The sequence below is a fragment of the Candidatus Nealsonbacteria bacterium DGGOD1a genome, assembly GCA_022530585.1.
In the GTDB taxonomy this organism is placed as follows: Bacteria; Patescibacteriota; Minisyncoccia; order Minisyncoccales; family UBA5738; genus UBA5738.
This window is the reverse complement of sequence record CP092821.1, coordinates 915,686-935,070: the sequence shown is the minus strand read 5'-3', so window position 1 is coordinate 935,070 and position 19,385 is coordinate 915,686. Positions and strand designations below refer to the sequence as shown.

17 protein-coding genes are annotated in these 19,385 nt (G+C 47.2%); all 17 read left to right on the top strand.

What is annotated here, in order from left to right; translation table 11 throughout:
* The first annotated feature begins 281 nt into the window (after positions 1–281).
* The 17 genes from L7H18_04595 to L7H18_04515 all read left to right on the top strand — a co-directional run bounded on the left by L7H18_04595 (position 282) and on the right by L7H18_04515 (position 19,225).
* A complete protein-coding gene (locus tag L7H18_04595) occupies positions 282–2,399 on the top strand; it encodes a ribonucleoside triphosphate reductase (protein ID UMX47692.1) in 2,118 nt (705 codons plus the stop codon).
* Between the two features lie 218 nt (positions 2,400–2,617).
* Positions 2,618–3,292: a hypothetical protein gene (locus tag L7H18_04590; GenBank protein UMX47691.1), complete on the top strand. Its 675-nt coding sequence runs from the start codon at positions 2,618–2,620 to the stop codon at positions 3,290–3,292.
* Positions 3,293–3,391: 99 nt separating this feature from the next.
* Entirely contained in the window at positions 3,392–4,528 is a 1,137-nt protein-coding gene (locus L7H18_04585; protein UMX47690.1) for a hypothetical protein, read from the top strand.
* Between the two features lie 131 nt (positions 4,529–4,659).
* Positions 4,660–5,091: a hypothetical protein gene (locus tag L7H18_04580; protein ID UMX47689.1), complete on the top strand. Its 432-nt coding sequence runs from the start codon at positions 4,660–4,662 to the stop codon at positions 5,089–5,091.
* A gap of 151 nt (positions 5,092–5,242) precedes the next feature.
* Positions 5,243–5,839: a hypothetical protein gene (locus L7H18_04575; protein UMX47688.1), complete on the top strand. Its 597-nt coding sequence runs from the start codon at positions 5,243–5,245 to the stop codon at positions 5,837–5,839.
* Position 5,840: 1 nt separating this feature from the next.
* Positions 5,841–6,545, top strand: coding sequence for a nucleotidyl transferase AbiEii/AbiGii toxin family protein (locus tag L7H18_04570; protein UMX47687.1), 705 nt, complete (start codon positions 5,841–5,843; stop codon positions 6,543–6,545).
* Complete coding sequence (locus L7H18_04565; GenBank protein ID UMX47686.1) at positions 6,542–7,252, top strand: anaerobic ribonucleoside-triphosphate reductase activating protein; 711 nt, start codon at positions 6,542–6,544, stop codon at positions 7,250–7,252. Before L7H18_04570 ends, L7H18_04565 begins: the two co-directional genes overlap by 4 nt.
* Before the next feature lie 142 nt (positions 7,253–7,394).
* On the top strand, positions 7,395–8,888 hold the full coding sequence (locus tag L7H18_04560; protein UMX47685.1) for a ComEC family competence protein: 1,494 nt from the start codon (positions 7,395–7,397) through the stop codon (positions 8,886–8,888).
* A 172-nt stretch (positions 8,889–9,060) separates the two neighbouring features.
* Positions 9,061–10,383: a hypothetical protein gene (locus L7H18_04555; protein ID UMX47684.1), complete on the top strand. Its 1,323-nt coding sequence runs from the start codon at positions 9,061–9,063 to the stop codon at positions 10,381–10,383.
* Positions 10,384–10,558: 175 nt separating this feature from the next.
* On the top strand, positions 10,559–11,467 hold the full coding sequence (locus L7H18_04550; GenBank protein UMX47683.1) for a hypothetical protein: 909 nt from the start codon (positions 10,559–10,561) through the stop codon (positions 11,465–11,467).
* Between the two features lie 47 nt (positions 11,468–11,514).
* Positions 11,515–11,766, top strand: coding sequence for a type II toxin-antitoxin system HicB family antitoxin (locus L7H18_04545; protein ID UMX47682.1), 252 nt, complete (start codon positions 11,515–11,517; stop codon positions 11,764–11,766).
* Entirely contained in the window at positions 11,759–11,974 is a 216-nt protein-coding gene (locus L7H18_04540) for a type II toxin-antitoxin system HicA family toxin (protein ID UMX47681.1), read from the top strand. The genes L7H18_04545 and L7H18_04540 overlap by 8 nt, the downstream gene beginning before the upstream one ends.
* A 132-nt stretch (positions 11,975–12,106) precedes the next feature.
* The gene (locus L7H18_04535) at positions 12,107–13,093 is read left to right on the top strand and encodes a beta-galactosidase (protein ID UMX47680.1); all 987 of its coding nucleotides are present in this window, start codon (positions 12,107–12,109) and stop codon (positions 13,091–13,093) included.
* A 98-nt stretch (positions 13,094–13,191) separates the two neighbouring features.
* Positions 13,192–14,523 carry a trypsin-like peptidase domain-containing protein gene (locus tag L7H18_04530; protein UMX47679.1) on the top strand — a complete coding sequence of 444 codons (1,332 nt, stop codon included), beginning with the start codon at positions 13,192–13,194 and terminating at the stop codon, positions 14,521–14,523.
* A gap of 145 nt (positions 14,524–14,668) precedes the next feature.
* Positions 14,669–17,377, top strand: a complete 2,709-nt coding sequence (locus L7H18_04525; protein UMX47678.1) for an AAA family ATPase — start codon at positions 14,669–14,671, stop codon at positions 17,375–17,377.
* A gap of 225 nt (positions 17,378–17,602) precedes the next feature.
* A complete protein-coding gene (locus L7H18_04520; protein ID UMX47677.1) occupies positions 17,603–18,316 on the top strand; it encodes a hypothetical protein in 714 nt (237 codons plus the stop codon).
* A gap of 192 nt (positions 18,317–18,508) precedes the next feature.
* Entirely contained in the window at positions 18,509–19,225 is a 717-nt protein-coding gene (locus tag L7H18_04515) for a lamin tail domain-containing protein (GenBank protein ID UMX47676.1), read from the top strand.
* Positions 19,226–19,385: the final 160 nt, after the last annotated feature.

Below are 19,385 nucleotides of genomic sequence, written 5' to 3'. Positions count from 1 at the left end.
TAACGGACTTTTTGTTTGCGCGACATCGGCGATTAAGGTATATCGAAGCTATCGAAGGCGGGTATCCTAAAGAAAAATTGGAATTTTACAAAATAGCAATCCCTTGCTGAGGCAGCGTGTTTTTGCCTCCGGTGAGCGGTTGCATTGTACAATACTGGCGGTTGACGGGAATTTTGGGTGGGGTAAAATAGAAAATATTCTTATAGAAAAACTCCGTTTGCCGATTTATGCAAACCATAGATCGGATTTTAAGTCGTTTTTAATTTAACAAAAGGTTCATTATGGAAAATAAAATCACCAAAGTGCAGAAGCGGGATGGGCGAATCGTGGATTTTGATTTTGACCGGATAATCAACGCAATATTCAAAGCGGTCACGGCTACCGGCCAAGGAGACGAAGCCAAGGCCAAAAAGATTGCCGATGAAGTTTTGAAAATTTTCAACCGCCGGTTCAAGAACGACGGCATTCCTTCGGTTGAACAAATACAGGATATCATCGAGGAGGTTTTGATTATGGACGGCTTGGTGGACACGGCCAAATCCTACATTCTTTACCGCGAACAGCGCCGCCGTATCCGCGACGCGGCCGTGGCCAGCGATGAAGCGATGGAGCGCGTGGACCAATATCTGGAAAAGATGGATTGGGAAGTGCAGGAAAACGCCAATATGGCTTTTTCTTTGCAGGGATTGAACCATTACGCGGTTTCTTACACCGTCAAGAAATACTGGCTGAATAAAATTTATCCCAAAGAAATCCGCGAAGCCAACGAATCGGGTGATTTCCATTTGCACAATTTGGACACTTTGGCGCCTTATTGTTCCGGGTGGGACTTGTATGACTTTTTGCGCCGCGGGTTTGGCGGTACGCCGGGAAAACTGGAATCCGTCCCGCCCAAGCATTTGCGCACGGTCTTGGGGCAAATCGTCAATTTCATTTATACTTTGGCGGGCGAGGTTGCCGGCGCGGTTTCGTTTTCCAATTTCGATACTTTGGTGGCGCCTTTTATCCGTTATGACAATTTAACTTATTTGCAGGTCAAGCAGGCGATGCAGGAATTTTTGTTCAATATGGCCACGCCGACGCGCGTGGGTTTTCAGTGTCCGTTTTCCAATATTACTCTTGATCTGACTCCGGCGCCGTCGTTTGCCAAACAGCCGGTGATTATCGGCGGCGTGCCGCAAGATAAAACCTATGGCGAATTCCAGGAAGAGATGAATATGCTCAATCGCGCGTTTTACGAAGTGATGCTGGATGGCGATAAAAATCAGCGCGTTTTTACATTTCCGATTCCAACCGTGAGCATTACCAAGAATTTTGATTGGGATAATCCCGCGCTGGAGCCGATGTGGGAAGCCACGGCCAAATACGGAATAAATTATTTTACCAACTATATCAATTCCGATATGAGTCCCGAGGATGTGCGCAGTATGTGCTGCCGGTTGCGGCTTGATTTGACCGAATTGCACAATCGCGGCGGTGGCGGATTGTTCGGCTCGGGCGCGCTGACGGGTTCTATCGGCGTGGTGACGATCAATATGCCGCGCATCGGCTATCTTTCCAAAACCAAGAAAGAGTTTTTTGAACGCTTGGGACATCTGATGGATCTGGCCAAGGAAAGCTTGGAACTCAAGCGCAAGGTGATTGAAAATTACATTGAAAAAGGATTATATCCTTATTCGCGCCACTATCTTTCCAATATCAAAAAGTCGCGCGGAGCTTATTACGGCAACCATTTTTCAACCATCGGCTTGGTCGGGATGAATGAAATGCTGGTGAACTTTTTGGGCGAAAACATCGCGTCGCACAAAGGCCGGGCGTTTGCCTTGGAAGTGATGGATTTTATGCGCGCGCGCATGGTGGAATATCAAAAGGAAACCAATAACATTTACAATCTGGAAGCCACCCCGGGCGAATCAACGGCTTACCGCTTGTGCTTGAAAGACAAGGCCAAGTATCCCGACATTGCCGCGGCCGGCACCAAGAAAAGCCCGTATTACACCAATTCAAGCCAATTGCCGGTAAACTTTACCGATGATGTGTTCGAAGCGTTGAAGTTGCAGGATGACATCCAATGCCGCTATAACGGCGGTACGGTTCAGCATTTGTTTTTGGGCGAACGGTTGAGCGACATCCAGAGCGTCAAATCATTGGTGAAAAAGATTTTCACGAAATTTCGTTTGCCCTATATTACGCTGACGCCGACATTTTCGATTTGCCCGACCCACGGATATATCGAAGGCGAACATTTCACTTGTCCCAAGTGCACGATTGAACAGCCCTGCGAAGTCTATACCAGGGTGGTGGGTTATCTCCGCCCGGTGGGCCAGTTCAATTTGGGCAAACAGCAAGAATACAAAGACCGCAAAGAATATAAAGTGAAAAAAGAATCGATTGCCTAAACCTCGAATTTTGTATTTGTATTTGAGGTTAGTCCTCGGTAGCTTGTCCCGAGCGAAGCGAGGGATACTCGCCGAGGTCTAACCTCGCCAAACCGCATTTTGTATTTTTGTCTATCCCAATCCCGGCGCCCGCCGGGTTTTGTTTTTCCGCTACCCTTGACAAATTATATATTTCGTGTATAATAATACCATTGAAAATTTAAAGAGGATTGATTGAAATGGCAGCAGTAGTATTGCGGGATGTTCCCCGCGGAAAGGCAAAGGTTGAGCCAGTTGCGAATAGACAGAGCATCATTATCCCTCTTGAGGCGGATACGCGGATGGTTTATTTAACATTAAATCTTCCGCGGGATACGATGGTTCCCGCTTGGCTTATTAACAGGCGAGAATATCAAAGGATTATGCAGGAGAGGGGGCTTAGGGATAGTCAACCGGCATGGGTTCCTATGCCCGGCGAGATGATGCTCCCGTGGACAGAGGAAGTTGATCTCTCAAAGTTCGTCCAGTCGTTGCTGGACGCAGAACTTTATGTGGTCAGCGCCGAGACCGACCTGGTCAAGATCAAAAGAGGCGGCAAGGAAATAGAGATAAGAAAAATATGGGTCGGCTTCGTGGCAAAGGAATATTACGAAGAACCGAAGGCAGTGGAATTCAAGAATCTCAAGAAAAATGTTCTTGATTTACTTGATGGGGTAATGTTTGCCGCCAGCCAGCGGTGGAATGTTACCGTGCACCTCAATCCGATGAAGCGAAGTGGCGGAGTCGAAGAAAACGCAACTTCGGTGGCAATAACCTTTGATCGCCGGCATACTCGCCGAGATACTATCGGCGGGTGCCATATGTTCCTAAGGAACGGCAAGCTGTTTCTTAGGAATGGACCGGCGCGCCGCTAAGGTGTGCCAAAATATGAATAGGGGCTGGCTCTCGTTTGAGATGTCCAGCCAAAATTTTTAATAACTTCAAATTTTAAATTTTTGCTATAATCAAAAAATATGGAGAATATTCAAAAACGGCAAATTTATTCAGCCCCGCTAACCGGCAAGATTTTTGAGCTTTTGCCGGAAAATGTCAAGAATTATTTGCGAGCGATGGTTGGCGAAGAAGATGTGGCGATAAAAGGCGGAGTGGTCAAATTTGTTATTCTGACATCGTTAATTTTACAAAATAAATGCCGCGATCGAAAACGATGGGATGCGGAAAGAAAAATCAACGATTTCGATTTAGTCTTTATTTATAAGGAATTGCCTGCGGATTTAAAAAGGGAGGTTGTGGAAAAATTTAATCGTGTTGAAGCCAAGTTGGCGATGAACAATATTCCTCTGGAAGCCGAAGATATTGATATTATCGCGGCGCCGGCAAGGGAAGCGGCAATCGCCAGAATTGTCGGTAATATTGATATGACGATAAATGAAGTGGCGATGATGCCAAAAGACAGAAAATGGTATTTTTATTACACGCCGCAATGCTATCGGGCATTGGTTGAAGGCCTTGGCGTTTCCAATTTGCAATCCGGGCATTTTTGGCTTAATACCGGCCGCGCTTTTCCGTCCGCTTTTCAAATGATAAGATTGATAAAATTGCTGGTTTCCGGCAAGGGAAACAAGATATATTTGCCCAAATGGCAATTGAAACTTTATTTTGAAAATTATCAAAAAAAGTTGGCGGCGGGAGAAATGCCGGCCAACGCGCCGCTGGGGTTCTATTCGCTGGTGCTGATGAAAAATTATTTTGGCGATAAGCCGCTGTTGCAAAAAAAAGCGATGGTGGCGCTTTATGATTTGGGATTCACCGATATGATGGATCCGGAAATGTATATCCGCCAGCAGGAGCGGATATTTGCCGATGCGGGCGCGGATTTTTCTCTCGCCGATTTTACCATTGAAGAAGTGGTTGACCGCTATTTGGAAAGCAAAAAGAAAAAAGAGGAAACGCAAGCCGTTCGCCAGCAAACAAGACAACAATGCGCACACGAATTCAAAATGATAAACTGCAACCTATGCGGACGCAACCAGTGCGCAATCGAAACCTGCAACAAATGCGGCAGAAACAAAAACAGCGGCTATCTGCCCTGCACTCTGCGGATGTATGCCGGCCAAACCGACCCGACCGGTTTTTACGAAATCAAATAACCATTATGTAAATTTTGCTATCGCTGAAAATACATAATAGGAAATTAATAATTGGGTAGGATTTTTTATTTTTAATTTGACTTTTGGCAATCGGGGGGGGGGTATTATAAAGAAAAATAATAACAAAAAATATGCCAAAAGAGATTGGAGATGAAATTGAGAAAGAAAAAGATGAAACAGAGGTTTTGGATGAAGCAAAGGAGGCGGTGGAAGATTTAAACAGAGAAATTGTTGAAATGGAAGAAATGGCGAGGCAAATGCAGGAATTAAGAAAAATGCCGATCGCGCAGGCCGCAGAAAAAATAGAGGATATGGATATTGAAGGTTTTTCCAATAATGCCGGGGCTCTTTATCTGGGAATGTCCAAGCTTTATATTGATTTGTGTTTAGTAAAAATGAATAAACCCGATAATGAAATCATCGACCAAGCGGAAGAGATAAGGAAAGAAGTTGATTTGCTGGGAGAAAGATTAAAAATTGCCGCCAATGTGCGGGAAATAATTTACAATGAGGGGGAAGAAACGGTGCGGGCGTGTCAAGAATTTTTAAATCCCAAGAAATAGTTTTTAAGTATAATCTCAATGATTTGAAACCGAAGTAAGAAAAATTCTTACTTCGGTTTCACAAACTGATAATTCCGCGGATTGCGGGATTTTTTTGTTTTGCTATAATTAAACTGCACATTAGCTTAAAGCTAATCTTGGGTTCAAATATATGCAAGAAAAAGCGCAGAAAGGTGATTTTTTGGATATTTTGTTAAGGTCAAAGAAGACCGTTTTTTCCGTGCAAGATGTGGTTTTGCTTTGGGGCGACTCCAATATCGGGGCGATTCAGGTGAGATTGCATTCGTATCTTAAAAATAATAAGCTCATCCATTTGCGCCGCGGGATTTACGCCAAGGATAAAAATTACGACAAATATGAATTGGCGACCCATATTTTGAGGCCTTCGTATATCAGTTTTGAAACAGTGTTGGTCAAGGCGGGAATAAATTTTCAATATTATTCCCAGATTTTTGTCGCTTCATATGCGAAGAGGGAAGTTGTTTGCGACGATACCGCGTATGTTTTTTCAAGGATTAAAAGAGGAGTTTTGACCAATCCCGCGGGCGTTGATCAGGAGGGGGAATATTCCATTGCGACGTCGGAGCGGGCATTTTTGGATGTAATTTATCGGAGCAAGGATTATCATTTTGACAATATGGGGCCGTTGAATTGGGAAAAAGTTTTTGATATTTTGCCGATTTACGAAAACAAAAAAATGAACAAAAAGGTTGATCAATATTATAAAGGGTTCAAATCCGAACAATAATATGCTTAATATCGCGGCGCACAAAGATGTTTTGCTCCAAGTTTTGCGCGATATTTATTCCGATGAAACAGTCGGCCCGTTTTTGGGTTTCAAAGGCGGTACGGCGGCATATTTATTTTACGGGCTGGATCGTTTTTCCGTGGATTTGGATTTCGATTTGCTTGATGTTGGGGAAAAAGAATATGTTTTTGGCCGCATAAAAGAAATAATACAAAAATACGGAGTCGTTAAAGATTCCAGAATTAAAAGATTTAATTTGTTTTTTTTGCTTTCATACCGCGACAAGCAAAAAAGCGCGCAAAATGTTAAAATTGAAATCAATCATCGCTGTTTTGATTCCCGCTACGAAGTGAAATCATATATGGGGATTCCGATGAAAGTGGCAATCCAGGAAGATATGTTCGCTTGCAAATTGGTCGCGATGTACGATCGCCTGGGGAGAACCAATCGTGATATTTTTGATGTTTGGTTTTTCAAAAAAAATATGTGGCCGATAAATAAAGAAATTGTGGAGAAAAAGTCAAAAATGACTTATGGCGATTTGCTGGAAAAATCCATTGCGAAGTTGGAAAAATTTAATAATAAAAATATTTTGGATGGTTTGGGCGAGTTGTTGAACAATAAGCAAAAAGATTGGGTTCGGTCAAATTTGTTGAAAGATGTTATTTTTTATTTGAAGTTAATGGCTAACGAAGGAAAAATATGAAAATTTGCGCTTTGCAGAAAACAACATTGATCGATTATCCAGGGAAGGTGGCGGCCACGGTGTTTTTGGCCGGATGTAATTTCCGGTGTCCGTGGTGCTATTCCAGGGAACTGGTGCTACCGGAATTGATCGCAAAGCAGTCGGAAATTACGCAGGAGGAATTGTTCGTTTTTTTAAACGGCAAGAAGGGGTTGCTGGAGGGCGTGGTGTTGTGCGGCGGCGAACCGACTTTGAATCCCGATTTGCCGGATTTGATTAAAAAGATAAAGGATTTGGGCTTTAAGGTTAAACTTGATACCAACGGATCGAATCCGAAAATGTTGAAGGAATTAATCGAAAATAAGCTGATCGACTATGTGGCAATGGATATCAAATTGCCGAAAAACCGCTATTCGCTGGTTTTTGGCGCGCCAATGTCGCCGGAGGTTATCGAGCAAAGCATTTTCATATTGAAAAACTCGGACATTGATTTTGAATTCCGCACCACTTGCGCGCCGGGCATTCACACGACCGATGATCTGGCGCAAATGGCCGAATGGATCGGCCAAAAAGTTTCCGGCCGGAAACCCAAGTATTTTTTGCAGAATTTCCGGCCTGAGCGCACGATCGATCCGAAATTCGAGAGTCTGCGGCCGTTGCCGCCGGAATTTTTCAATGAGGCGCTGGAATTGATAAAGCCGTTTGTGCCGGATTGCCGGGTGCGATAATGGGCGGGGAATTGGATTTTCGCGATTTATTTTGCGATAGCGCATAATTTTCTGCTGAAAATTTGCTTTTGCTCCGCCGTCGCGTGCGCAGACTATCGCAAAATAAATCGCGAAAATCCAACTTCGTTTGTATTGATTACATATGGTTGTCGCCCAAATTTTTCTTTATGGGTGTTTGGCGATGCTGGCCGGGGTGGGAACGGCGTCGCTGGTTGAGGTTTCTCCTTTTTTGTTTTGGTTGGCCGCGGCGATCGCCGCGGTTTTGTTTTTGGCCGGGCTGGCGGCTCACAACCATAAAACCGCCGTTGTCGGAATAATGATCACGGGTTTCGTTTTTGGTTTTTGGCGGTTTGAAAGCGTTTGGCAATCCGCGCAGAATAACCAACTGACAGAGTTTAACGGCAAAACCACGGAGATCGAAGGCATCATTGCCGGCGATCCGATTTTGAGTCCGGCGAGCCAACAGATCGTTCTGAAGCCGGGCGGTATTAACGGAAAAATCTTGGTGATCGCCAACCGCTACCCGGAATATCGCTACGGCGACCGGATCAAATTTATTGCCGCGCTCCAAGAACCGCAAAATTTTTCCGATTTTGATTATAGAAATTATTTAGCCAAGGACGGAGTCTATTCCATGGCGCGCTATCCGAAAATAGAATTGATTTCCGAAGGCAACGGCAATTTGATTTATTCGGGATTGTTTTGGATTAAGCACAAGCTGAAAGAGGGGATTGGCCAGGCATTGCCGTCTCCGCATAACTCGCTTTTAATCGCGATTCTGCTGGGTGATCAAAGCGGTTTGGCCGGTTGCTCGACAAAAGAGCTTGAGGCGGATCCTGATTGCGCCAAGTTGAAAGAGAAGTTGAATATCGCGGGATTGCGGCACTTGGCCGCAGTTTCCGGAACCCATATTACGATAATGGCTGGAATTATCGCGCCGTTGTTGATTGCGTTGGGGTGGTGGCGTCAGAAAGCGCTTCGGGCCACTTTGGTTTTTGTTTGGCTGTTTATCGCGATGATCGGTTTTCCGGCCTCGGCGGTGCGAGCCGGGATCATGGGCAGCTTAATAATTGCCGCGCAAATCATTGGCCGGCCCGGCGATACATTGCGGATTATCGTTATTGCCGCCGCGTTTATGGTCATGCAAAATCCACCGGTCTTGCGTTTTGACATCGGCTTCCAATTATCGTTTTTGGCGGTGCTGGGAATGGCGTATTTCGCCAAACCGATAGAACGGCGCGTCGATTTTATTTCCAAATGGGCGCGCCAGCCGCTGGCGACAACTTTGGCGGCCGAAATTTTCACTTTACCGCTTTTGATTTACAATTTCGGCTATGTTCCGTTCTACGCTCCGATAACCAATTTATTGGTTGAGCCGATGGTTTTCTTTATTACTGTTTATGGGTTTGTCATGGCAATCGCGGCCGCGATCAATTCCGCGCTGGGGTGGTTGTTGTTTTTCCCGATATGGTTGGCGCTGTCGTATTTGTTGGGTGTCGCCGAATTTTTCAGCGCTTTGCCGTACGCGGCGATAAATTTTCAAATCGATTTTATTTGGCTGGCCGTTTCCTATGTTTTTTTGGCGGTTGTCGCTTGGCGCGCCAAAGAAAACGAAAAACAGGATTTTTTAAAATAATTCTTCGCGCCCGTTGTTAATCGGGCGGTTCCGCTTTTTTGGCGCGCCGAAGATTTTTTGATATGATTAAATAATGGCTTTGAATCGCGAAACCGTTCTCCGTTAACTTTTGCCGCGCCGCCGCGAAAAAGATTAACCGCGCCCGATTTCGCGATTCAAAACAACGCGGAAAATGGAAAATAAAATTTCAAACAAAGCATGGGTGGTTTGCGTGAATATGGGTTACGGGCACCAGCGCACCGCGCATCCGCTCAAGGGTTTGGCGCACAGGGGACAGATTATTAACGCCAATGATTATCAGGGAATCCCCAAAAGCGATAAAAAAATTTGGGAGGACAGCCGGCGTTTTTATGAAGCGATTTCGCGCTTTAAACGCATTCCGTTAGTCGGCGGCCCGGCGTTTTCTTTATACGACGGTTTGTTCCAGAAGATAATCGAATTTTATCCCAATAAGGATTTATCGCGCCCGCCGATTTTGGCCAAAAGTACCTATGGTTTGATAAAAAAAGGATGGGGAAGGCATTTTATCGCCAAACTGGCCAAAAATCCCATGCCTCTGGTAACCACATTTTTTATCGCGGCGTTTATGGCCGAAGAATTCGATTATCCGGGAGATATTTATTTGGTCGTTTGCGATGCGGATGTCAGCCGCCAGTGGGCCGCGCTGGATCCGATGTCCAGCCGCATTAATTATTGCGCGCCGAACGCCCGCGTGGCGGCCCGGCTCAAACTTTACGGCGTGCCCAAGCGCCGGATATTTTTGACCGGTTATCCGTTGCCTGAAGGCAATATCTTTTCGGGCAAGGATGTTATCGGGGGAATGGATGTTGCCAAGGCTGATCTCGGCCGCCGGCTGGCGAATCTTGATCCGGCCGGAATTTATCTTTCAAAATACGGCGATTTGGCGAAAAAAACTTTGGGAGATTTGCCCAGAAGCGCGGGCCGTTTGCCGGCGATTATGTTTTCCGCCGGCGGCGCGGGCGCGCAAAGCGAGATCGGTTTGGAAATCGCGCGCCAGCTGGCCCCGCGGATAAGGGAAGGAAAAATGAAACTGGTTCTTTCGGCGGGAACGAATAAAAAATTGAAAAAATTGTTCCAAAACGCGGCCCGTGGTTTGAGGCTGGAAAAGAATCCGAATCTGGAAATTTTATTTGAAGAAAAAATCGGAAATTATTTCAACCGTTTCAACAAGACATTGCGCAAAGTCGATATTTTGTGGACCAAACCCAGCGAACTTTCTTTTTATTCGGCCTTGGGGGTGCCGATCATCGTCGCGCCGCCCATCGGTTCGCAAGAGGATTTTAACAAGAGCTGGTTGTTGCGTTCCGGTTTTGGCATCGAGCAGGGAGATATGAACTGTATCGGCCAGTGGCTGGATGACTGGCTTTTCCAAGGCTATCTGGCCGAGGCGGCGATGGAAGGATTTATCGAAGGCGAAAAGCTGGGAACCTATCATATTGAAAGGCTGGTGGCCAACAAAGGAAAACTGAATTAATTTTCAATTATCAATTTTCAATTTACAATGAATTTTTGCGCCCGAGGCGCATCCGCCTCCGGCGGACAATGAATCAATTTTCAAACGAATACGCGGTATTTTTGTTTGTTCATTGGATAATTGGAACATTTATTGAAAATTGGAATTTGAAAATTGAAAATTACGAAGTGAACTCATGCTCTGGTTATACATTGCCATCGGGAGTTACATATTGCTTGCGGCGACGGCGCTGATCGACAAAATTTTATTGGGCGGGTCGATCTCCAATCCCAAGCTTTACGCGTTCTATATCGGCATTTTGAGCGCGATCGCGTTTTTGCTTTTGCCGTTCGGGGCGTGGGCCGGTCCCGCGCCGGCGCTTTTTTTGATTGGCGTTGCCGCGGGCGCGGCGCAGATATACGGTTCTTATTTTTATCTTTCCGCGCTAAGGCGGTTTGAAGCGTCGCGCGTGGTGCCGATCATCGGCAGTTTGGTGCCGATTTTCGGATTTTTTTTGACCGCGCTGGTTTCGGGAGGGAAGGCGGTGCTGGAGTTGAAAGAAATGGCGGGATTTTTTTTGCTGATCGCCGGCAGTTGGCTGATCATGGCCAAGGGAATTTCTTTCAAAAGGAGCGGTTTTTTGTGGATCGGCATGGCATCATTGCTTTTTGCGTCATCGGTGGTGTTGTCAAAATTGGTTTATCTGCGGTTGGCTTTTTTGGGCGGGTTTTTGCTGGTGGCTTTTGGATCCGTGGCCGCGGCGCTGACTTTCCTTTTGTCCGGCGATGTGCGCAAAACCGTGTTTGGCCGCCACAGCGTCAAAAAAGCCGCCCGGCCCAATTTTCTGTTTTTCATCGGGCAGATCGCGGGAGGCGCCGCGTTTTTGCTTCAAAGTCTGGCGGTGTCGCTTGCTCCTCAAGCCAGCGTGCCGGTGATCAACGCCATGGCCGGGATACAATATATTTCACTGTTCGTTCTTTCAACGATAATCTCGATTTTTCTTCCCGGCGTTCTCAAGGAAAAAGTCGATTCCGGCGCCGTTGTCCAAAAAGCCGCCGCCATCGCCTTGATAATGCTCGGCCTGGCCATTTTCGCGTTGAATTGACTATTCGCCGGCCAATTGTATAATCAAAAAACAATTTGATAAACAATATGATTACCCAATACATAGAATCACAATTTAAAAAAGCTTCCTATAAGATTTTGGAAGATGGAACTTATTTTGGCGAAATTCCTGGCCTTAAAGGAGTTTGGGCGGATGGAAAAACATTGGAAATTTGCCGGCAGGGATTGCAAGAAGTGCTGGAAGAATGGATATTGTTGAAATTGACCGATGGCGATTCAATCCCCGGATTAACGCCGTCAGTTAAAACAAAGCGAGTTCTGACAAAACAATATGCTTAATCCCGTTTCTGGCCGAATTTTGATAAAAAAGTTCAAGAAATTGGGATTTGAAGGCCCGCTAAGCGGAGGAAAGCATCGCTTTATGAAAAAAGGAACTTTGAAAGTCAGTATTCCGTCGCCGCACGGAAGCGATGCTATCGGCGTGCCGTTACTTAAAGAAATTCTTAAACAAGCCGAAATCAGTTACGACGATTGGAATAATGTTTAGCGTTTATCTTTTGGGAAAAGACTAAACCCGCGCCTAAATTCGGCGCGGTTTAAAATGTCCAGACATCCGATGTATGGACATTTTCTTTAATTGCCAAATTTTTTTATGGGAAAAATTTGGTATAATATACTAATGCGAAAGAAAATTGTTTTATGGCTGGTAATAATTTCATTAGCCTTGGCGATCGGGTTTTTGTATATGTATAAAGCGGCTATGGCAAAAAACATTACTTGGGGGGCGGCGTTTTCGCAAAAACATGCCAAGGATATGGGGTTGGACTGGGAAGAGGCCTATTTGGCGCTGTTGGATGATTTGAAAGTCAAGAATTTAAAGATCGCGGCGCACTGGGATTTGATCGAGCCGCAGGATGGCGTTTATGATTTTTCCGATCTTGATTGGCAGATGGAACAGGCAAAGCTCCATAACGCCAAAGTTATGCTGGCCATCGGCATGAAAACGCCGCGCTGGCCCGAATGCCATGTGCCCGAATGGGCCAAGAACATCGGCAAGGAACGGCAACAGGAAAAGATATTGGCGATGCTGGAAGCGCTGGTGTTGCATTATCGCGGTAATTCCGCGGTGGATTCTTGGCAGGTTGAAAACGAACCGCTGTTTCAATTCGGCGATTGTCCGTGGATCGACAAAGATTTTTTAAAAAAAGAAGCGGCGCTGGCGCGGTCTCTTGACGAGCAAAAGCGTCGTGTTGTAATATCGGATAGCGGGGAGGGTTCGTGGTGGTTCAACGCCGCCATGATCGGTGATACCGTTGCGGTAACCATGTACCGCCGGGTGTATTTTCATGAAATAAAAACCTATATTACCTATCCGATCCCGCCGGCGTTTTATTGGGTGAAATCCAAAATTATCGGTTTGGTTTTTAAAAAGCGAGTTATTTGCGGCGAATTGCAGGCCGAACCGTGGGCGGCCAATCAGCTTTACGATGGCGGCGACAGCGATGCCAAGACCATGGACATCAAACAATTCAAAAACAATATCGAATTCGCCAAAAACACCGGCTTTGACACATTCTATTTATGGGGGTCGGAGTGGTGGTATTGGATGAAGGAAAAGCGCGATCAACCGCAATTTTGGGAAGAAGCGAAGAAACTTTGGGAATAGAGCTATGTAACAAAACAATTTTCAATTATCAATTTTCAATGAATTTTTGCGCCCGAGGCGCAAAAATTGGAGTTTGAAAATTGAAAATTATTAAGATTATGTCAATGTATGATCTTAATTCAACCGAGAATAAAACAATGGAGCCGACGCAGGCGGTTGAAAACAAGCCGGAGGGAAAGAAAAGAAGCTTAATCATCGCGATTATCGTGATCCTCGCGCTGGCTGTCGGTTTTGGCTTGGGCGCGTTTTATCACGGCCAAATAGAAGATTTGATAAAAAGATTTTCATTGCCGGAATCGGAACAAAGAACCGCTTTGCCGTCCGATGGCGGGAATAAGATTATATACGAGCCGCAGACGACCCAGGAGGACGCGGTGATTAAAGTGGTTAAAGATTATTCGCCGGCGGTGGTATCGATCATAATTACCAAGGATGTGCCGGTTTACGAACAATATTATTCGGCGCCGTCAAACGATTTTGATCCGTTCGGATTTTGGGGCAATTTCCAAGTGCCGCAGATGCGCCAGAAAGGCACTCAAAGCCGGGAGGTGGGCGCGGGCTCGGGATTTATCGTGAGCGAAGACGGGATGGCCATAACCAATAAACATGTGGTGAACGATTCGAGCGCCGAATACACCGCGATTACCACCGACGGCAAAAAATATCCGGCCAAGGTTTTGGCGCTTGATCCGACCCAGGATGTGGCGGTGGTTAAAATAACCGGTGCCGAAGGCCAAAAATTTCCCGCGGTAAAATTGGGCGATTCGTCTAATTTGCAGATCGGACAAAGCGTGATCGCCATCGGCAACGCGCTGGGAGAATTCAACAACACGGTTTCGGTGGGAGTGATTTCGGGGTTGCAACGATCCATTACCGCGGGCGGCGGCGGAACCAGCGAAACTTTGGATAACTTGATTCAGACCGACGCGGCGATCAACGAAGGCAATTCCGGCGGCCCGTTATTGAATTTGAAAGGTGAAGTTATCGGCGTTAACACGGCCACGGCCAGCGGCGCCCAGAACATCGGATTTGTTCTTCCCGTGAATGTGGCCAAGCGCGATATCGACCAGGTGAAAAATACGGGCAAGATCACATATCCGTATCTTGGGATTTACTACACAGCCGTCGATAGCCGGATTCAAGAAGAGAATAAGCTGCCGGTGGATTACGGCGCCTGGATTACGACCGGCGATTCCGATGGCAAAAGCAAAATCGCTTCGGTGGTCGCCGGATCGCCCGCGCAGAAAGCCGGGTTGAAAGACCAGGATATAATTCTTGAAATAAACAACGAGAAGATCGCCCAGACCAATCCGCTCGCTCAAATCATTGCAAAATATAATCCGGGTGATAAAGTGACTTTGAAGGTTCAACGGGGCGCCGACCAGATAAACACGGATGTTGTATTGGGCGACCGGAGCGAAAACCAGTGAGCCAAGAATTTCTAATTTTAAATTTCTGTTAAATTTCCAATATCTGATTTTTGAACAAATTTTTATCTGTTTGAAAATTGGAAATTGTTTCATTGAAAATTCAATGAAAATTGGAAATTGAAAATTGAAAATTGTTTTTAAAGGTATGAATTCAGCGGCTAATTTTACCCACAAGGCTCAAGAGGCGATCCTATACGCGCAGGATTTGGCGCGCGAAAAAAACCAGCAGCAGATCGATGCTTTGCATTTGCTGGTGTCTCTGTTGTCGCAGGACAAAAGTTTGATTCTCAATTTATTGGAGCGTTTGGCGGTCGACGCCGAGAATATGAAGCGCCGGGCGGTTTCGGGTTTGGTCAAATTGCCCGTAATCGCCAGCCCGCAGGCGTTCGGCCAGTTTTATCTGACGCAGGATATGGCCAAAGTTTTGGACAAAGCCCGCGAGGAGGCCAACAAAATGGGCGATGAATTCATTTCGGTGGAGCATCTTTTTCTGGCGCTTTTGAGCACGCAAACCAAGGCCAAGGAAATTCTGGACAAAGCCGAATTCATTCATTCCGACGGGGGTTTCGCGACGCCGGAAACCGGCGAATTGGATTATGAGGCTGTTCTTAAAGAATTGATGAAGGTTCGCGGCGGCCAGCGCATTACCGATCCGGAACCGGAATCGAAATATCAGGTTATTGAAAAATACACGCGCAATTTAACCACATTGGCGCGGCAGGGCAAGCTGGACCCGGTGATCGGCCGCGAAAACGAGATTCGGCGCTTGATGCAAGTGTTGAGCCGCCGCACCAAAAACAATCCGGTGCTCATCGGCGAAGCGGGCGTTGGCAAAACGGCCATTATCGAGGGTTTGGCCCAGCGCATCGTTTCGGGCGCGGCGCCCGAAAGCCTGCGCGACAAAGAAATCATTTCGCTTGATTTGGGCGCGTTGATTGCGGGCACGAAATACCGCGGGGAGTTTGAAGACCGCGTCAAGGCGCTGTTGCGCGAAATGGATCGCGCCGCGGGCCGCTATATTTTCTTTATTGATGAATTGCACACGCTGGTGGGCGCGGGCGCGGCCGATGGCACGATTGACGCGTCGAATTTGTTGAAGCCGGCGCTGGCGCGCGGGGAATTGAAAGCCATTGGCGCCACGACTTTGAAAGAATTTCAAAAATATATCGAAAAAGATCCGGCTTTGGAACGCCGGTTCCAGCCGGTGTTCGTGGCCGAGCCGTCGGTCGAGGATGCCAAATTGATTCTGCTTGGCTTGAAGGAAAAATACGAATTGCACCACGGCGTGAAGATCGACGAAAAAGGCCTGGAAGCGTGCGTCGATTTGGCCGCGCGTTACATTTCCGACCGGTTTTTGCCGGACAAGGCGGTCGATCTGATGGACGAAGCGATGAGCTCTCTGCGTTTGGATATTGAATCCGAACCCACGGAAGTGGAAAAAATGCGCAAAGAACTCCAGCATTTGCGGGTGGAATACGAAGCGATTAAAAACGATCGCGATGAAAATACTTTTCGGCGATTGAAAGCGATTAACCGCGAATTGGCCGATCTTGACGAGAAGTCAAAATCATTGGAAGCCAAGTGGCATTCGGAAAAGGAAACCATCAGCAAAATCAAAGTTTTGAAAAAACAATTGGAAGATTATCGGTTTGAAATCGAGCGGGAGGAGTCTCACGCCAATTTGCAGCGCGTGGCGGAGTTGAAATACGGCCAGATTCCCCAGTTGATAAAGGAATTGAAAGGCGCCGAAAAAAAATTGGCGCGGTTTCAGAAAGATCGGCCGATTCTCAAAGAAAAGGTGACCGAGGAAGATGTGGCCAAGGTGGTTTCCCGCTGGACCGGGATTCCGGTGATGCGCTTGATGGAGGAAGAAGCGCGCAAATTGCAAAATTTGGAGGATATTTTAAAACGCCGGGTGATCGGCCAGGAGGCCGCGATTACGGCGATTTCCAATGCCATTCGCCGGGCGCGCGCCGGAATTTCGGAAGAAAACCGGCCGTTGGGTTCGTTTATGTTTTTGGGGCCGACGGGCGTGGGCAAGACCGAAACCGCCAAGGCTTTGGCCGAATTTCTGTTCAACGACGAGAATGCTTTGATTCGGATGGATATGTCCGAGTACATGGAAAAGCACACGGTTTCCCGGATTGTCGGTTCGCCGCCGGGCTATGTCGGTTACGAAGAAGGCGGACAGTTGACCGAAAAGATCCGGCGCCGGCCTTATTCGGTGGTTCTTTTGGATGAAATCGAAAAAGCTCATCCGGAAGTGTTCAATATCTTGTTGCAGATATTGGAAGACGGCCGCTTGACCGATGCCAAGGGCCGCACGGCGTCATTCAAAAACGCGATTCTGATTATGACCTCCAATATCGGGTCGGATATCATCGCCCGGGAAGCGTCGCTGGGATTTTCGATGCAATCCGCCGAAGACATCACCAAGGAAAAAACTCACGATAAGGTGATGGCGGTTTTAAAGGAGGCTTTCCGCCCGGAATTTTTAAATCGGGTCGATGAGATCGTGATTTTCAATTATCTTGGCAAAGAGGAAATAACCAAAATCGTTGATTTGGAATTGCAAAAAGTCGACAAGCGCTTGCATTCAAAGAACATCCGTATGACAATAACCGCCGCGGCCAAAGAAATGCTGGCCCAGCGCGGGTTTGATTCCAATTTGGGCGCCCGGCCGTTGCGCCGCGTGATTCAGAAGCTGGTTTTGGACGCGCTGGCGTTGAAAATCGTTTCCGGAACGGTTAAAGACGGCGATAATGTTTTGGTGGACGCCCAAAACAACGAGATTGTCGTAAACTCGCCGGTCAGGAACATCAAAACGCGCAAGGCGGCGAAAGTGGAGGCGTAGCGGTACGGATCGCGCAATCGTTGTTTGTTGCAGCGGGCTCATGCGCGATGTCCTCCCATATTTGCGAATCTGCGAGGTTTCTCTTTTTGGCACGCCCAAGTCTGATTTTTTCCGATGCGCGTTCTTTATTGCGTAAATTCGCAAAATGGGGAGACATCGCGCATATGCTGCGACAAACAACGATTGCGCGATTCTGTTTTTTGAGGTAAAAAAGGAAAAAATATTATGATAATCAAACGATTGACGACGATAGTGGCCGCGGTGGCGGCGGTGGTGATGAGCGGGGCGCTGGGCGGTTTGCTGGCGTTTTCGTATTGCGCGGGACTGTTGCCTTTCAACCGGGATAACGGGGAGAACTTGCCGCCGGTGCGCGTTACCGAAAACAAAATCACGACCATTCAGGAAAACAAAGCGCTCAAAGACGCGGCGGCCAAGGTTTTCGGGGCGGTGATCGGCGTTAAAGTCACCGGCGCCAAGGGCGCGGCAAGCTATGGTTCCGGCGTGATTTTGACCTCGGACGGTTTGGCGGTTTTGCCCAACGATTTGTTTCCCGCGGGCGCGACCGCGAAAATAACCGCGGCCGGAAAAACCGCGTCATTCGAGGTGTTAAAAAGGGACAAGGCGCTCAACTTGGTGATTTTGAAATTGGAAAATGCCAATTGGTCCACGGCCGGGTTCTACCGGGTGGACGATCTCGACCCGGGAGAAAGGGTCTTTTTGGCCGGGATGTTGGCATCGGGAGATAATTTTGTCAATGAAGGATTGGTCCGCGATTTTACGCCCGACGCGATAAACACCAATATCTATGAAAAAGCCGAGGCGCTGGGCGCGCCCGCGTTTGATATCGAAGGCAACATTATGGGCATTTGCGATATCGATAAATCCGGCAAGGTGTCGGTGATCCCGATTTCCAAGATCAGGGAATTGAGCGGGTTATAGAGGCGGCGAATCATCGCGCCCGCCGTTTTTCGGAACATGGATATCCCGCCGCGGCGGGATTCCTCGTGTTCGCGCCGTCGCGCTCGCAGGGTTCCGAAAAACGGCGGGCGCGATGATTCTTTTTGTGGTTGGAGAAAAAGGCCGCGGTTGCGGTTTTTTTGTTAAAATCAATGAGGTTGGTATAATGGAATAATGATTTTTTATGTTGAGAAGAAATATATTGTTATTGTCGGATTATTGGCCGCCGGATTATTGGCGGGCGGCTTGATTTGGGCGCGGCAGGGGATTGGTTTTGCGGCGCTGGGAGCGGATATGAGCCGGGTTTTCGGCGCGGGCGGCCAATGGGTCGAAATTAAGCCGCGGATCGCGAATTCAACCGGTACATTGGAAACGGGATCGGATAAAACCAAGACCGTTAAGGCGGCAAAGCCGGTGATTCAATGGTGCGAAGTTTCCGGAAAACCGGCGCCGGAAAAAGAGATTATCATCAATGAAGTGGCGTGGATGGGAACCGCGCAAAGTTACAGCGACGAATGGATGGAATTGAAAAATGTTTCCGGCCGGGATTTGGATATTTCCGGCTGGCAATTGCAGAATAAAAACCGGAAAATAAAAATTTCGTTCGGCGAAGGTGAAATTTTACCGGTCGGAGGTTTGTATTTATTGGAAAGAACCGATGACGAATCGGTTGTTGGAATTACCGCGGATAAAATCTATTCCGGCGGTCTGGGGAACTCGAATGAAGCGCTGTATCTTTTTGACGCGGATTGCCGGTTGCGCGATTCGGTTCTTGCCGCAGCCAAATGGCCGGCGGGGGATAACGCGGTCAAAAAAACCATGGCGCGCCTGCCGAGTTTATTCTGGAAAACGAGCGCGGTTCCGGGCGGAACTCCCGGAGTTGAAAACTGATTGATTTCCGTTTTGGACAAATTTTAAAAACAGTGTAAAAGTAATAATATACTCGGTTTGCGCGGTTGGATATTTTTGCAATGCTCAAAGCATTGCTACTGCAATGCTTTGAGCATTGCGTCGCGCTTGGCTTTTGGGGTCTGTCCCTTGCGTAATCGCA

Coding starts and splice junctions, on each gene's coding strand:
- L7H18_04595 (UMX47692.1), top strand. CDS start 282: ATGGAAAATAAAATCACCAAAGTGCAGAAGCGGGATGGGCGAATCGTG.
- L7H18_04590 (UMX47691.1), top strand. CDS start 2,618: ATGGCAGCAGTAGTATTGCGGGATGTTCCCCGCGGAAAGGCAAAGGTT.
- L7H18_04585 (UMX47690.1), top strand. CDS start 3,392: ATGGAGAATATTCAAAAACGGCAAATTTATTCAGCCCCGCTAACCGGC.
- L7H18_04580 (UMX47689.1), top strand. CDS start 4,660: ATGCCAAAAGAGATTGGAGATGAAATTGAGAAAGAAAAAGATGAAACA.
- L7H18_04575 (UMX47688.1), top strand. CDS start 5,243: ATGCAAGAAAAAGCGCAGAAAGGTGATTTTTTGGATATTTTGTTAAGG.
- L7H18_04570 (UMX47687.1), top strand. CDS start 5,841: ATGCTTAATATCGCGGCGCACAAAGATGTTTTGCTCCAAGTTTTGCGC.
- L7H18_04565 (UMX47686.1), top strand. CDS start 6,542: ATGAAAATTTGCGCTTTGCAGAAAACAACATTGATCGATTATCCAGGG.
- L7H18_04560 (UMX47685.1), top strand. CDS start 7,395: ATGGTTGTCGCCCAAATTTTTCTTTATGGGTGTTTGGCGATGCTGGCC.
- L7H18_04555 (UMX47684.1), top strand. CDS start 9,061: ATGGAAAATAAAATTTCAAACAAAGCATGGGTGGTTTGCGTGAATATG.
- L7H18_04550 (UMX47683.1), top strand. CDS start 10,559: ATGCTCTGGTTATACATTGCCATCGGGAGTTACATATTGCTTGCGGCG.
- L7H18_04545 (UMX47682.1), top strand. CDS start 11,515: ATGATTACCCAATACATAGAATCACAATTTAAAAAAGCTTCCTATAAG.
- L7H18_04540 (UMX47681.1), top strand. CDS start 11,759: ATGCTTAATCCCGTTTCTGGCCGAATTTTGATAAAAAAGTTCAAGAAA.
- L7H18_04535 (UMX47680.1), top strand. CDS start 12,107: ATGCGAAAGAAAATTGTTTTATGGCTGGTAATAATTTCATTAGCCTTG.
- L7H18_04530 (UMX47679.1), top strand. CDS start 13,192: ATGTCAATGTATGATCTTAATTCAACCGAGAATAAAACAATGGAGCCG.
- L7H18_04525 (UMX47678.1), top strand. CDS start 14,669: ATGAATTCAGCGGCTAATTTTACCCACAAGGCTCAAGAGGCGATCCTA.
- L7H18_04520 (UMX47677.1), top strand. CDS start 17,603: ATGATAATCAAACGATTGACGACGATAGTGGCCGCGGTGGCGGCGGTG.
- L7H18_04515 (UMX47676.1), top strand. CDS start 18,509: ATGATTTTTTATGTTGAGAAGAAATATATTGTTATTGTCGGATTATTG.